At 54.0% G+C, this 14,238-nt stretch carries 12 protein-coding genes; all 12 read left to right on the top strand.

Annotation, left to right across the window (positions count from 1 at the left end; translation table 11 throughout):
• Positions 1–19: 19 nt before the first annotated feature.
• The 12 genes from dnaE to ACTHYN_RS09920 all read left to right on the top strand — a co-directional run bounded on the left by dnaE (position 20) and on the right by ACTHYN_RS09920 (position 14,230).
• Positions 20–3,502 carry a DNA polymerase III subunit alpha gene (gene dnaE / locus ACTHYN_RS09975; RefSeq protein ID WP_441812299.1) on the top strand — a complete coding sequence of 1,161 codons (3,483 nt, stop codon included), beginning with the start codon at positions 20–22 and terminating at the stop codon, positions 3,500–3,502.
• Positions 3,503–3,660: 158 nt separating this feature from the next.
• Positions 3,661–4,614 (top strand): acetyl-CoA carboxylase carboxyl transferase subunit alpha, encoded by a 954-nt coding sequence (gene accA / locus ACTHYN_RS09970; protein WP_441812298.1) that lies wholly within the window; start codon positions 3,661–3,663, stop codon positions 4,612–4,614.
• A complete protein-coding gene (gene tilS, locus ACTHYN_RS09965) occupies positions 4,598–5,938 on the top strand; it encodes a tRNA lysidine(34) synthetase TilS (RefSeq protein WP_441812297.1) in 1,341 nt (446 codons plus the stop codon). Before accA ends, tilS begins: the two co-directional genes overlap by 17 nt.
• An 87-nt stretch (positions 5,939–6,025) precedes the next feature.
• Positions 6,026–7,654, top strand: coding sequence for a CTP synthase (locus ACTHYN_RS09960; protein ID WP_441812296.1), 1,629 nt, complete (start codon positions 6,026–6,028; stop codon positions 7,652–7,654).
• 2 nt (positions 7,655–7,656) lie between these two features.
• Positions 7,657–8,502 carry a 3-deoxy-8-phosphooctulonate synthase gene (kdsA, locus tag ACTHYN_RS09955; RefSeq protein ID WP_441812295.1) on the top strand — a complete coding sequence of 282 codons (846 nt, stop codon included), beginning with the start codon at positions 7,657–7,659 and terminating at the stop codon, positions 8,500–8,502.
• Between the two features lie 111 nt (positions 8,503–8,613).
• Positions 8,614–9,909 carry a phosphopyruvate hydratase gene (gene eno, locus ACTHYN_RS09950; protein WP_441812294.1) on the top strand — a complete coding sequence of 432 codons (1,296 nt, stop codon included), beginning with the start codon at positions 8,614–8,616 and terminating at the stop codon, positions 9,907–9,909.
• 155 nt (positions 9,910–10,064) lie between these two features.
• Positions 10,065–10,337, top strand: coding sequence for a septum formation initiator family protein (locus tag ACTHYN_RS09945; RefSeq protein ID WP_441812293.1), 273 nt, complete (start codon positions 10,065–10,067; stop codon positions 10,335–10,337).
• A gap of 150 nt (positions 10,338–10,487) precedes the next feature.
• Positions 10,488–11,189: a 2-C-methyl-D-erythritol 4-phosphate cytidylyltransferase gene (gene ispD, locus ACTHYN_RS09940; RefSeq protein WP_441812292.1), complete on the top strand. Its 702-nt coding sequence runs from the start codon at positions 10,488–10,490 to the stop codon at positions 11,187–11,189.
• Between the two features lie 27 nt (positions 11,190–11,216).
• Positions 11,217–11,696 (top strand): 2-C-methyl-D-erythritol 2,4-cyclodiphosphate synthase, encoded by a 480-nt coding sequence (gene ispF / locus ACTHYN_RS09935; protein ID WP_441812291.1) that lies wholly within the window; start codon positions 11,217–11,219, stop codon positions 11,694–11,696.
• Positions 11,693–12,787 carry a tRNA pseudouridine(13) synthase TruD gene (gene truD, locus ACTHYN_RS09930; protein ID WP_441812290.1) on the top strand — a complete coding sequence of 365 codons (1,095 nt, stop codon included), beginning with the start codon at positions 11,693–11,695 and terminating at the stop codon, positions 12,785–12,787. The genes ispF and truD overlap by 4 nt, the downstream gene beginning before the upstream one ends.
• 19 nt (positions 12,788–12,806) lie before the next feature.
• Positions 12,807–13,577 carry a 5'/3'-nucleotidase SurE gene (surE, locus tag ACTHYN_RS09925; protein WP_441812289.1) on the top strand — a complete coding sequence of 257 codons (771 nt, stop codon included), beginning with the start codon at positions 12,807–12,809 and terminating at the stop codon, positions 13,575–13,577.
• A gap of 23 nt (positions 13,578–13,600) precedes the next feature.
• Entirely contained in the window at positions 13,601–14,230 is a 630-nt protein-coding gene (locus tag ACTHYN_RS09920; RefSeq protein WP_441812288.1) for a protein-L-isoaspartate(D-aspartate) O-methyltransferase, read from the top strand.
• Positions 14,231–14,238 lie beyond the last annotated feature (8 nt).

Below are 14,238 nucleotides of genomic sequence, written 5' to 3'. Positions count from 1 at the left end.
GCAGGAATAACCTGACGTTATGTCGCAAACTTTTGTACACCTACGCGTGCACTCTGAGCACTCCATGGTAGATGGCCTTGTTCGTGTTAAACCGCTGGTTAAGCGGGTGGCTGAATTGGGCATGCCGGCTGTGGGGCTTACCGAGCAGTCCAATATGTGCTCGCTGGTGCGGTTTTACAAAGAAACGACCGGTGCCGGCGTCAAACCGGTTATCGGTGCGGATCTCTGGCTGGAGAATCCTGATGAGCCAGAAAATCCTTTCAGGATAACTTTATTGGCGGGTGATAATGCTGGCTATCTGAATATCACAGAAATTATTTCCCTCGGGTATACCGAAGGCCAGCACCATGGCAAGCCGATTGTTCAGCACGAATGGCTGGAAAGCCGAACCAGCGGTCTGATTGTATTGTCTGGCGGGAAAATGGGAGATGTGGGCAAAGCCTTGCTGGCAAACAAGCCGGAGTTGGCAAAAGCCAGGGCTGAGTACTGGATGAGCCTGTATCCGGAATCCTATTATCTTGAGCTGCAGCGCACCGGCAGAGAGGGCGATGAAGATTGCCTGCACCTGAGTGTTGGGCTGGCGCAGGATCTCGGGCTTCCGGTTGTTGCTACCAACGATGTCCACTTTGTAGAGGCCGAGGATTTCGAGGCGCATGAAGCCCGGGTATGTATTGGTGAAAGCCGTACCCTTGACGACCCTCGCCGTGATCGTCGTTTTAGTGAACAGCAGTATTTGCGCAGCGCAGAAGAGATGGTCGAGCTGTTTAGCGATATTCCCGAGGCTATTCAAAACACCCTGGAAATAGCCCGGCGTTGTTCGGTAACCGTGCGTATGGGTGAGTACTTTCTGCCCAACTACCCGGTGCCCGAAGGCATGACCATGGATGAGTACTTCCGTCAGGTGTCTGAGGAAGGGCTGGAAGATCGCTTGGCCAAGACTCTTCCCAAGGATGATCCCGAATACGATAGCAAGCGGGAAGCCTATTACAAGCGGCTGAACTTTGAGCTGGATATCATTATCCAGATGGGGTTCCCCGGCTACTTCCTGATCGTAATGGACTTTATCAAGTGGGCCAAGAACAACGGTGTGCCGGTAGGGCCGGGCCGTGGTTCCGGTGCCGGCTCACTGGTTGCCTATGCCCAGCTCATCACCGATCTGGACCCGCTGGAATACGACTTGCTGTTCGAGCGGTTCCTGAACCCGGAGCGGGTATCCATGCCCGACTTTGACGTTGACTTCTGCATGGAAGGGCGGGACCGGGTTATAGCCTACGTGGCTGAAAAGTATGGCCGGGAAGCTGTTTCCCAGATCATTACGTTTGGAACCATGGCGGCGAAGGCGGTAGTGCGGGATGTTGCGCGGGTTCAGGGCAAGTCATACGGCCTGGCAGACAAACTGTCTAAAATGATTCCCTTCGAAGTGGGTATGACCCTCAGTAATGCTGTTGAGCAGGAGCCTTCTCTGAAAGAGTTTCTGGAGCAGGATGAAGAAGCCCAGGAAATCTGGGAAATGGCGCTTAAGCTTGAAGGTGTGTGTCGAAACGCAGGGAAACACGCCGGCGGCGTAGTGATCGCGCCCACAAAGATTACCGATTTTTCGCCTCTTTATTGTGACGATGAAGGCGGCAGCCTGGTTACCCAGTTCGATAAAAACGATGTGGAAGATGCCGGGCTGGTGAAGTTTGACTTTCTCGGGCTTCGAACCCTCACCATCATCGACTGGGCGTTAAAGATGATTAATCCCCGGCGGGCAAAGCGTGACTTGCCGCCGCTGGATATTAACGAAATTCCGCTCGCGGACGTCCGTTCGTTCGAGATGCTGAAAAAGGCCGAGACCACCGCTGTATTCCAGCTGGAATCCCGGGGCATGAAGGACCTGATTCGCCGGCTTCAGCCAGACTCTCTTGAAGACATGATCGCTCTGGTGGCGCTATTTCGGCCAGGGCCGTTGCAGTCAGGCATGGTTGACGACTTTATCGATCGTAAGCACGGCAAGCAGCCAGTGTCGTTCCCGCACCCGGATTATCAATATGAAGGCCTGAAGCCAGTGTTAGGGCCGACCTATGGGGTTATCCTTTACCAAGAGCAGGTTATGCAGATTGCTCAGGTTATGGCTGGGTACTCCCTGGGTAACGCGGACATGCTGCGCCGGGCCATGGGTAAGAAAAAGCCCGAGGAAATGGCCAAACAGAAGCAGTTTTTTCTGGACGGCTGCGAAGATAACGGCATTAACAAAACCCTCGCGGAAAACATTTTTGACCTGGTAGAAAAGTTTGCCGGCTACGGCTTTAACAAATCTCACTCGGCGGCATACGCTCTGGTGTCATACCAGACGCTGTGGCTGAAAGCGCATTACACAGCTGAGTTTATGGCTGCAGTACTGACCGCAGATATGCAGAACACGGACAAAGTGGTCACTCTGGTTGAAGAGTGCCGAAACCTGAAGCTGGACCTTGTACTGCCCGATGTAAGCCGATCGGAATACACCTTTACCGTAAACGATGAGGGTCAGGTGGTTTACGGTCTTGGCGCCATCAAAGGGCTGGGCGAAGGGCCTATTCAGGCGATTGTAGAGGGTAGGGCTGATGGCGAACCCTACCGGGATATTTTCGATTTTTGCCGCAAGGTCGATCTCAAAAAAATTAACAAGCGAGCCATGGAGGCCATTATTCGCTCCGGTGCCATGGATAAGCTCGGGGCCAGTCGAGCGCAGCTTGTAGCCAGCGTGCCCAAAGCGGTGCAGCAAGCGGATCAGCAATCCCGTAATGAATCCGTAGGCATGACTGATATGTTCGGGGAAATGCTGGAAGCCGGTGACGGTGGCGATCCGTATGCAGATGTCGCGGAGGTCAGGGAGTGGCCTGAAAAACAACGTTTGAAGGGGGAGAAAGACACCCTGGGCCTCTACCTTACGGGGCACCCGTTTGATGAGTACGAGCGGGAAGTCCGGCGCTTTGTGCGTTCGTCCATTGCCGACCTCAAGCCCAACAAAACACCGCAAAGGGTGGCGGGGCTTGTGATTGCGCAACGAACCATGAAAACACGCACCGGTTCTACTATGTGCTTTATTACCCTGGATGATCGCAGCGCGCGAATTGAAGCGACATTGTTTTCCGAGGCGTTTTTTGAACACAGAGAGCTGCTGCAGTCAGATCAGGTGATTGTGGTAGAGGGACAGGTGAACCACGATGATTATTCCGGCCAGATGAAAATGCGGGTGAACTCCGTGATGGATGTGCCCAGCGCCCGCAAGCAGTTTAGTCGGGGCCTGAAGCTGAATCTTCATGCTGACCAGTTGCAAAATGGCCTGCTGGAAAAAATTGATGGCACGTTAGCCCCGTTTCGTTGTGAAGGAAGCCCGGTATGGATTGAGTACAGCAGCCCCGAAGCCAGCACTCGAATTGAACTGGGGGACGCTTGGCGGGTGCAGCCAGACGATAATTTGTTGTTGGAGCTGAAGTATTTGGTGGGCGACCAATGTGTGGAACTGGTCTATGATTGAATAACTAAGGCAAAGAATTGCACGGGAAATTAAATATTTGTCAGATTGCGGACTCATACCAATGTCCGCTTTAGCCATAACCCGGGCACTGCTATCTTTGTCCTAAATTCTGTTTTGGCGGCGCGCCGTCCCGCCTGGCGATAAAATGATGGAACGTCATGAACCCTAACTATCTGGATTTCGAACAGCCGATTGCCGACCTTGAAGCGAAGATTGAAGAACTTCGCATGGTAGGCAATGACACTGACATTAACATTTCTGATGAAATTACCCGGCTGAAAAAGAAAAGTGTCAGTCTGACCGAAAGTATTTTCTCAGACCTGCATCCCTGGGATGTAGCCCGTCTTGCACGGCACCCACGCCGTCCTTATACCAAGGACTACATCGAAATGATCTTTGATGATTTTGATGAGCTCCATGGTGACCGCCGGTATGCAGACGATCAGGCGATCGTGGGTGGTACTGCAAGGCTGAACGACAAGCCTGTAATGATTATCGGCCACCAGAAAGGCCGGGAAGTGCGGGATAAAGTAAAGCGTAATTTCGGCATGCCGCGTCCTGAGGGATACCGCAAAGCCCTGCGTTTGATGGAAATGGCAGAGCGTTTCAATATGCCCATTCTTACGTTTATTGACACTCCTGGCGCTTATCCGGGCATAGGTGCTGAAGAGCGCGGCCAGAGTGAAGCGATTGCGTTCAACCTGGCAGTGATGTCCCGGCTAAAAACCCCGGTTATTTCTACTGTGATCGGTGAGGGCGGCTCCGGCGGCGCGTTGGCAATTGGTGTATGTGATCAGTTAAATATGCTGCAGTATTCCACTTATGCGGTTATATCTCCCGAAGGTTGCGCGTCCATTTTGTGGAAAAGCGCTGAGTACGCCTCGCAGGCGGCTGAGGCCATGGGTGTAACTGCAGACCGCCTGAAAAGCCTGGGGCTGGCGGACAATGTTATCTCGGAGCCGCTTGGCGGCGCCCACCGCAAGCCTGAGGAAATGGCGGAGGCCCTGCGCGACACCCTTGGTAAAGGCATAGCAGAGCTTAGCCGCTTGCCGGTGGATGAGTTGGTGTCGCGGCGTTACGAGCGACTAACCCGCTATGACACAGGGCGCTAAGCCCGCACCAGGGCACGTCTTTCCGAAGGCTTTGAGTGCGCCGGTGAAGGCCGTTTCTGGCTACCGGCGTCTCTGGGTTGCTCTCAGTGGCGGCCTGGATTCTACCCTTCTCCTGCATCTTGCCGCACGCAGCCACCCAGGTGTGCGGGCAGTACATATCAACCATCAGCTTCAAGCCAATGCCGGCGAGACGGAAACCTTTTGCCGGCGGCTGTGTGCAGAGCTGGCTGTGCCTTTTACGGCCCGGTCCGTTTCGGTCAAGTTGGGAAATGGCCCTGGTGAAAGCCTTGAGGAGTCCGCTCGAAAGGCACGGTACCAGGCGTTTGAAGCACTTCTGGAACCCGGCGACATTCTGCTAATGGCGCACCACGGTGATGATCAGGCTGAGACTGTGCTTTTCCGTATGTTCCGTGGCAGCGGCGTGGCGGGCCTTGCTGGCATGCCGCGGAGCCGCCGTTTGGGGTCGGGTTCCCTTGCCCGGCCCTTGCTGGGCATTGAACGTTCAGAGCTTGAGCGCAACGCACAGCTGGCAGGTCTTTCATGGGTTGATGATCCCAGTAATACAGATCAACGGTTTGACCGCAATTTTCTTCGCCTCAGTATTTTGCCAGCGCTAAAAAAACGCTGGCCCGGCTTGAACAAGCGCCTTCAACACAGTGCAGGCGCATGTTCAGACAGTGATTTTCTTAACCAGCGGCTGGCAGAGTTGCAGTGGCAGACGTTAGGCGGTGATAAACGGCGCCTTCCAATTGCGGGGTTAAATGCTCTCTCTCGCCCAGAACAGAAAAACCTGCTGCGCTGGTGGGTCCGGCAGGCTGGCTATTCTGCACCTTCAATCAGTAATTGGTCGCAGGTACTGCATGATTTGCTGCAGGCTGCAGAGGACAGGTCTCCTGAGCTGCGGGCCGAGAGGTTCAGCCTGCGGCGTTTTCAGGGTGCGCTCTACCTGATTCCTGATATGCCCGATTTGCCAGTCGAGCCCGTGATGCTTGAGCCAGGTCAGCCATTAACTTGGGGGGAGTGGGTTATTCAAGTGGTGCCGATGCCTAAAGCGGAAACAGGGTTACCGCCAATACGAATATGTACGAGGCAGGGTGGTGAACGCGTCCGGTTTCACGCGAAAAAACCTTCTAAACCTCTTAAGAAATGGCTTCAGGAGCAGGTCGTTCCACCTTGGGAAAGAGGTCGCCTGCCCCTTATTTTCAAGGGGGTTAGAGGCGAGGAAGAGCTAATTGCTATTGGTGATTTGTGGTGCTCCGAACACTACTGTGGAAGCGCCCCTGAAGCCGGCTGGCGGCTGATTGTGGAGCGGGATTGCAATTGAGTCGCCGGGGGCTTTCTGGTAGTCTGGCGTCCCATCTTGAGATGACAATCTCCCTCCTTCACAGAACCTGATAATCATGGAATCTGCATGACGCGTTATATTTTCGTCACCGGCGGTGTTGTGTCCTCACTGGGCAAAGGAATCGCATCGGCATCTCTGGCTGCGATCCTCGAGGCACGTGGCCTTAAGGTTACTATTCTCAAGCTGGACCCGTATATCAACGTGGATCCTGGCACCATGAGCCCGTTTCAGCACGGCGAAGTCTTCGTTACCGAAGACGGTGCTGAAACCGACCTGGACCTTGGCCACTATGAACGATTCATCCGTACGCCGATGACCCGTCGTAATAACTTCACCACAGGTCGGGTATACGAAGAGGTTATCCGTAAAGAACGCCGCGGTGATTATCTTGGCGGAACTGTTCAGGTTATCCCGCACATCACTGACGAGATCAAACGTCGCGTGGTTGAAGGTGCTGCCGGTGCCGATGTGGCGCTTGTTGAAGTGGGCGGAACAGTTGGCGATATTGAATCCCTGCCGTTTCTGGAAGCTTGTCGTCAGCTGAAAGTTGAGGTGGGTGCCACCCGCGCACTGTTTATGCACCTCACTCTGGTGCCATACATAGCGACCGCCGGCGAAATCAAAACCAAGCCGACTCAGCATTCTGTGAAAGAAATGCGCTCCATTGGCTTGCAGCCAGACATTTTGCTCTGCCGTTCAGAGCATGAGGTGGACGTGAGTTCACGCCGGAAAATCGCGTTGTTCACAAACGTGGAAGAGCGTGCCGTTATTCCGATGCGCGATGCCAAATCCATTTACGTTATTCCACGCATGTTGCACGAGCACGGCCTGGATCAGTTGGTTGTTGAGCGCTTCAATCTGGATGCTCGCGAGGCAGATCTGGGTGAGTGGGACAATGTTGTTGAATCATTGATGAACCCGGAGCATGAAGTAAGGGTTGCCATGGTCGGTAAGTACATGGAATTGCTCGAGGCGTACAAATCCCTGATTGAATCTTTACTCCATGCCGGCATCAAAACCCGCACCAGGGTCAAGATAGATTATGTTGATTCCGAAGACATTGAACGCGATGGCACTGAGGCGCTTGAGAGTGCAGACGCAATCCTGGTACCTGGCGGCTTTGGCGAGCGAGGTGTGGAAGGTAAAATTCGTACAGTTCAATACGCCCGTGAAAATAAAGTACCTTACCTGGGTATTTGCCTGGGTATGCAGGTGGCGGTCATTGAATACGCCCGTAACAAGGCTGGCCTGGTCGACGCTCATAGCACTGAATTCCGTGAGCACACGCCGGAGCCGGTTGTGGGTCTGATTACCGAGTGGCTAGACGCGACCGGTGAGCGTGAAGAACGAACAGACAACTCCGACCTTGGTGGCACCATGCGTTTGGGTGCTCAGGACTGTGTGCTGACAGAAGGCTCCAGTATTGCAAACTGCTACGGCAGAAAAACCGTTCGCGAACGTCATCGTCATCGCTATGAGGTGAACAATCATTTCTTGCCGCAGCTGGAAGCTGCAGGCTTGCAGGTTTCTGGTCGTTCTACCGATGGCAAACTGGTAGAGGTGGTGGAAGTTGCAGATCACCCCTGGTTTGTGGCGTGCCAGTTCCACCCGGAATTCACCTCTACGCCTCGCGATGGCCACCCGCTGTTCAAAGGCTTTATAGAGGCTGCGTTGGCCAATCGTAAGGAATCCTGATAATGGCTCAGAACACCGTTAGTGTTGCTGATATCGATATTGCTAATCACAAACCGTTTGTGCTGTTTGGCGGAATGAATGTTCTGGAATCTCCGGAAATGGCATTTGACGTTGCACAAGCCTATGTTGAGGTGTGCCGAAAGCTGGGCGTTCCCTACGTATTCAAAGCGTCTTTCGACAAAGCCAACCGCTCTTCGGTGAATTCTTTCAGGGGGCCGGGGCTCGATAAAGGCTTACAGATTTTGGCCGATATCAAAAGCAAGTTCGGTGTTCCCATTATTTCTGATGTTCACGAGGCGGCGCAGGCTGCACCTGCCGCTGAAGTGTGCGACATCATTCAATTGCCTGCATTTTTGAGCCGCCAGACCGATCTGGTGGTTGCCATGGCGGAAACCGGCGCAGCGATCAACATTAAGAAAGCCCAGTTTCTGGCACCGCAGGAGATGAAGCACATCATCAACAAGTGTGCAGAAGCCGGCAATGATCGGGTGATTTTGTGCGAGCGGGGCAGTAGCTTCGGGTACAATAACCTGGTGGTGGACATGCTCGGCTTTGGCATCATGAAATCCATGGATGTACCGGTTATGTTCGACGTGACCCATTCATTACAGATGCCCGGTGGCCGCGCCGATTCTGCCGGCGGCCGCAGGGCGCAGGTGACAGATCTTGCTTTGGCGGGTATGTCTCAGGGGTTGGCGGGGTTGTTTCTTGAGGCGCACCCGAACCCCGATGAAGCCAAATGCGATGGGCCCTGTGCTTTGCGGCTGAATCAGCTTGAGCCTTTCCTTCAGCGGGTTAAAGCCGTTGACGATCTTGTGAAAAGTTTTAAAACTATCGACACCGCCTGAATGGCGGTGTTTGTGTTTTAGCCTTAGTGGCGCGAGTAAGGCCCTACCAGCTTACGCTCGATCTGACTATTATAATGACCTTTGTAATCGAAAACTTGGAGACTCACAAAAATGACCAGGATTGCCAATATTAAAGCCCGTGAAGTTCTGGATTCCCGTGGTAACCCCACAGTCGAAGCGGATGTGATTCTGGAAGACGGTACCCTTGGCCGTGCCTGCGCCCCCTCTGGAGCGTCTACGGGTTCTCGTGAAGCGCTGGAACTGCGCGATGGCGACGCCTCCCGGTATTTGGGAAAGGGCGTGCGTAAGGCAGTTGAGGTCATTAACAGCAAAATTCTTGAAGCCTTGAAAGGCAAAGATGCAGCCGACCAGCGTGGGTTGGACAACATCATGTTGGAGCTGGATGGCACTGAAAACAAAGCAAACCTGGGCGCGAACGCCATTTTGGCAGTGTCCCTGGCCGCGGCTAAGGCGGCGGCGGAGTCTCTGGGTAAGCCGCTTTATGAGCATATTGCTGACCTGAATGGTACGTCGGGCCAATTCAGTATGCCGGTGCCGATGATGAATATTCTGAACGGCGGCGAGCATGCGGATAATAACGTGGATATCCAGGAGTTTATGGTGCAGCCGGTTGCTGCCAAGACCTTTGCGGAGGCTTTGCGCATTGGAGCCGAGATTTTCCACAGCCTGAAAAAAGTGTTGAAGGCGCAGGGCTTGAACACAGCGGTGGGCGATGAGGGCGGTTTTGCACCGAACCTGCCTTCGAACGAAGCGGCTTTGGCTATGATTCAGGAAGCAGTTGAAAAAGCGGGTTACAAGCTTGGTACTGACATTACCCTGGCCTTGGATTGCGCTGCTTCTGAATTTTACAAAGAGGGTCAGTATGTACTGGCCGGTGAAGGCAAGAGCTTTGATTCTGCGGGCTTTGCCGATTATTTGGCCGGTTTGGCTGAGCGCTACCCAATTGTCTCCATTGAAGATGGCATGGACGAAAGTGATTGGGATGGCTGGAAGGTGTTGACCGACAAGATCGGTGACAAAGTACAGTTGGTTGGCGACGATCTGTTTGTGACCAACACCAGAATTCTCAAGCGGGGTATCGACACGGGTGTAGGCAACTCCATTCTGATCAAATTCAACCAGATTGGCAGCCTTAGCGAAACGCTGGATGCCATCAAGATGGCGCAGGACGCCGGGTTTACGGCGGTTATATCCCACCGCTCCGGAGAGACAGAAGATACAACTATCGCCGACCTTGCGGTTGCGACCTGCGCTGGCCAGATCAAGACGGGGTCTTTGTGCCGTTCTGACCGCGTGGCCAAGTACAATCAGCTATTGCGTATTGAAGATGCATTGGATGGCAAAGCCCCTTATCTCGGTTTGAGTGAGATTAAAGGCCAAAGCTGAACGGACAGGCCGCTGTGTTTCGAATGAAAATTTGGTCACAGCGGCCTTTTTGTCCAATCAGTTAGGTGAATTTGTTGCTAATTTACTCTAAGGTCTATACTCAACGCTTAAGGTTGATTTTTTAATTGGCTATTTCCTGAACGGATTCGGTATTGATGAAGTTGCTCTGGGCTATCATGGTTGTTCTTATTCTCCTTTTGCAGGCGCGCCTGTGGGTTGGAGAAGGTAGCTTTGCGCAAGTCTGGACGCTGGAAAAGTCGATTGCCGAGCAGCGTGGGGAGAACGCCGAGCTGGCCAGCCGTAATGAGCGCCTGTATGCAGAGGTGCGTAACCTTCGCAATGAGCAAAGTGCCGTGGAAGAGCGAGCCCGGATGAACCTTGGGTTGATTCGTGATGATGAGACCTTTTTTCTTGTTGTTGAGCAGTGACTTTGGGGTTTGGAGCTCAGAGCGCCGGGTAACTCTTTTCCGGGAACCGCTACGAGCACATCCATGTGCGCTTGACGTTGGCCATCCCTGGCCACCGACATTCCCTGAAAAGACTTACCCGCCGCTCTCCAGACTTGGTGCGGAAACTCTATGACTTGTCCCAGGCTATGGTTGATCGTGCCCGCTGCCGGCATTGGCCAGCGCATGCAGGCCGAATGCCCGAAGCAGTACCTCTCGCTCGATAACCACTTTATTCTGGACATCACGCTTTCGCGAATGCTGGATTCTGGCTTGTTTGTCGGCTGCGTGGTGCCTCTGCACTCTGAGGATCGTTGGTGGCAAAACACAGACGCCAGTAAAGATAACCGGGTTCAGACCTGTAACGGGGGTGCCGAGCGTGCGGATTCCGTTCTTTCTGCTCTGGACGCATTGAGAGGGCAGGCCGGGGCGAGTGATTGGGTGTTGGTTCACGATGCTGCCCGTCCCTGTGTTCATCAGGCCGATCTTGCCAATCTCGTTGCAACATTATCAAAGCATCCTGTGGGTGGCCTTCTGGCAACTCCGGTTGCAGACACTCTTAAAAAAGCGAAAGTGGGCGAAAGCGCAGAGGTTACCGGAACGGTAGACCGTAGCCGGTTATGGCGGGCGCTGACACCTCAGATGTTTCGTTACTCCATGCTTGTTTCGGCACTGGGGTCTGCATTGAAAACGGGGCAGCCAATTACGGATGAGTCCTCTGCCATGGAGTTTTCCGGTAATATGCCTGTTTTAGTTGAGGGCCGGTCCGATAATATTAAAATTACCGTACCTGCTGATCTGGATCTTGCTGGCTTTATTCTGAGTCGGTTCTGAGTTTTCTGGTTTTTCCCGGAGTAGCTTATGCGAATTGGTCAGGGCTTTGATGTTCATGCCTTCGGCGACGGTGATACCGTTATTATTGGAGGCGTTTCCATACCTTACAGTCAGGGTTTGAAAGCCCACTCTGATGGCGATGTGTTATTGCACGCCCTGGCGGATGCGTTACTGGGCGCGGTTGCCTTGGGGGATATCGGCCACTTGTTTCCAGATACCAGCGCGGAATGGGCAGGTGCAGATAGTCGCGATCTGTTGCGTAAGGTAATGGCTCGTATCACGGAGGAAGGCTTCGGGGTGCTCAATGTTGATACGACGATCATTGCCCAGGCTCCCAAGATGGCGCCGCACATTGAGGCTATGCGCTTGAATATCGCGGAGGATTTGGGTGTGTCTGCGGGCCGTGTGAGTGTCAAGGCAACCACCAGCGAGAGGCTGGGTTTTACTGGCCGGGGTGAGGGCATAGCCTGTCATGCGGTGTGCCTGCTTGAGTCGTCAGTATCGTGAATGGTTCAAGGGTCGATGAAAAAAACTGGCGATTGGACTGGCCAGTATCAGGTGGTGCCCGGGTAGCAAGTGCTCAGCTGAAAACAACGCCTCAGGATTTCCGGGTCAGTGAGGTGCTGGAGGCGTTCCCGGGCCAACCCGAAACATCCAGTGCCACCACGGTGACCGGTGGCGGAGAGCACTTGTGTTTGTGCATCGAGAAAACCGGCGACAATACGGAGTTTGTAGCAGGGGCCTTGGCTAACCTTGCCGGTTGCCGATCCTTTGATGTGGGGTTTTGTGGCCTTAAGGATCGCCATGCAGTGACCAGCCAATGGTTCAGCCTTTATCGCCCGGGTATGATGGCAGACGATGTATCACTGATTGACCGGGTTTCGGAACGCTGGCCGGTCAAATCGGCCCATCGCAGCGTGCGAAAACTGCGTCGTGGTGACCATCAAGGTAATCATTTTGTGATTACGCTGCGACAGATAACGACTGAGCGCAAGGTTATCGAAAGCGCTCTTGAGCGCTTGAAAGTACAGGGCGCTCCCAACTATTTCGGGCCTCAACGTTTTGGTTTTGCTGGTGGGAACCTTGATAAAGCGCTTCATCTTGACCCCTCCATACTGAACCGTCGCGGCAGGCAAGGTAAACACAGGGGGCGAGGCAAGTCGGGCGGTAGCAGAGACGGCCAGAAAAACGTATTGTACTTTTCTGCTGCACGGTCCTGGTTTTTTAACGAAGTGCTTGCGAGTCGCGTAGCTGATGGTAGCTGGCAGACACCGTTACCTGGCGAGCCAGATGAACATGCAACCGGGCCATTGTGGGGTGATGGTGGCACAAGCGCCAGTGGCGAAGCAGGGCGGCGGGAATGTGACATAGTGGCATTAACGCCAGAGCTGGCTTCGCTGTTTCTGGCAACTCGAATGAAGCCTGAGCGTAGGCCTCTGAGAACAATAGCAAAAGGCCTGAGCTGGTCATGGTTAGATGACGGCGGCTTGGAGCTGAACTTTTTTCTCAATCCGGGCCAATACGCGACTACGGTCTTGAGTGATATCTTCGAGCTTGAGGACATGAGCCTCGGCCAACATAATAAACAACACGGCTAGCCAATGTGTGGAGCATACTGTGCGTATTCTGTTATCAAACGATGATGGTGTTCATTCACCGGGACTTGTTGCCCTTTATGAAGGCCTTAAGGGCCTGGGTGATCTTGAGGTGGTCGCACCAGACAGGGATCACAGCGGGGCGAGTAATGCATTAACACTTAACCGCCCGCTGACGGCAGAGCAGCACCCTAATGGTTTCCGCTCTATCGATGGAACACCAACAGACTGCGTACACCTTGCAGTGAACGGGTTGTTTGATGAGCCGTTTGACCGGGTGGTTTCGGGTATCAACACTCACGCCAACCTGGGTGACGACATTATATATTCCGGTACGGTTGCGGCGGCAACGGAGGGGCGTCACCTCGGGTTGCCAGCCATCGCCGTTTCCCTGGTGAGCGAGGGGCGCAACCATTACGACACGGCAGCAAAAGTTGTGCGCACGCTTCTTGAAAGTGACCACCCGCTTGCTTTAGGGCCGCGATCTGTTTTGAACGTTAACGTGCCGGATATACCCTGGGAAGAGTTGGCAGGGTTTCGCGTAACCCGGCTGGGTGATCGGGAGCGGGCGGAAGGCGCTGTACCCATGACCTGCCCGCGAGGCAAAGAACGTTACTGGATAGGCGCGGCAGGCAAGGGCGGTGATGCCGGCCCGGGAACCGACTTTCACGCGGTCTCGCAAGGCTATGTTTCGTTGACGCCAGTACACATCGACATGACTCGTCACGAAGCGCTTGTGTCTCTCCGAACCTGGGTAGACTCGCTTCAGGTACCCATGGGGGATGGTGCGTGAGCGGCGAAATTCAAGGTATTGGGATGACATCCCGGCGTACCCGTATGCGTTTGGTACAACGCCTTAAAGAATCGGGTATTAAGTCAGATCGCGTACTGGAAGTCTTGGGGCAGGTGCCGCGCCACATTTTTCTGGACGAAGCTTTATCGCACAGGGCTTACGAGGACACGTCCCTTCCTATTGGCTATGGCCAGACACTGTCTCAGCCCTATATTGTTGCCCGAATGACGGAGTTGCTCTTAAAGCACGCACCGGCCAGGGTGCTTGAGCTGGGCACAGGGTCCGGTTACCAGACGGCTATACTCTCACAGCTATTTGGTCAGATTTATAGCGTTGAGCGCATCAAACCTCTTCAGGATCGTGCCAGAGATCGTTTAAAGCAACTTAACATTCGCAACGCCATGCTAAAGCATGCGGATGGAGGCATGGGGTGGCCAGAAAGAGGGCCCTTTGACGGTATCATTGTGACTGCCGCGCCTATGGATGTTCCAGAGGAGTTGCTGGATCAGCTTGCCGACGGGGGCGTCCTGGTGGCGCCTGTTGGTGAACAGAAGCAGGTGCTTGTTGAAGTGACCCGAAACGGTGACGAATTTGAACGCCGTGAGCTGGAGCCGGTCAGGTTTGTGCCCTTGTTGGGCGGGGTTGTCCGTTGAGTCTCAAG

The sequence above is a fragment of the Marinobacter sp. genome (assembly GCF_052091845.1).
Classification (GTDB): Bacteria; Pseudomonadota; Gammaproteobacteria; order Pseudomonadales; family Oleiphilaceae; genus Marinobacter.
Note: the sequence above shows the minus strand (reverse complement) of the source record. Positions and strands in the feature narration are given on the sequence as shown.

Excerpts from the sequence above, each read along its gene's own strand:
- kdsA (WP_441812295.1), top strand. The coding sequence starts at position 7,657 with ATGGCTCAGAACACCGTTAGTGTTGCTGATATCGATATTGCTAATCAC.
- ACTHYN_RS09960 (WP_441812296.1), top strand. The coding sequence starts at position 6,026 with ATGACGCGTTATATTTTCGTCACCGGCGGTGTTGTGTCCTCACTGGGC.
- ACTHYN_RS09945 (WP_441812293.1), top strand. The coding sequence starts at position 10,065 with ATGAAGTTGCTCTGGGCTATCATGGTTGTTCTTATTCTCCTTTTGCAG.
- ispD (WP_441812292.1), top strand. The coding sequence starts at position 10,488 with ATGACTTGTCCCAGGCTATGGTTGATCGTGCCCGCTGCCGGCATTGGC.
- dnaE (WP_441812299.1), top strand. The coding sequence starts at position 20 with ATGTCGCAAACTTTTGTACACCTACGCGTGCACTCTGAGCACTCCATG.
- accA (WP_441812298.1), top strand. The coding sequence starts at position 3,661 with ATGAACCCTAACTATCTGGATTTCGAACAGCCGATTGCCGACCTTGAA.
- ispF (WP_441812291.1), top strand. The coding sequence starts at position 11,217 with ATGCGAATTGGTCAGGGCTTTGATGTTCATGCCTTCGGCGACGGTGAT.
- tilS (WP_441812297.1), top strand. The coding sequence starts at position 4,598 with ATGACACAGGGCGCTAAGCCCGCACCAGGGCACGTCTTTCCGAAGGCT.
- eno (WP_441812294.1), top strand. The coding sequence starts at position 8,614 with ATGACCAGGATTGCCAATATTAAAGCCCGTGAAGTTCTGGATTCCCGT.
- ACTHYN_RS09920 (WP_441812288.1), top strand. The coding sequence starts at position 13,601 with ATGACATCCCGGCGTACCCGTATGCGTTTGGTACAACGCCTTAAAGAA.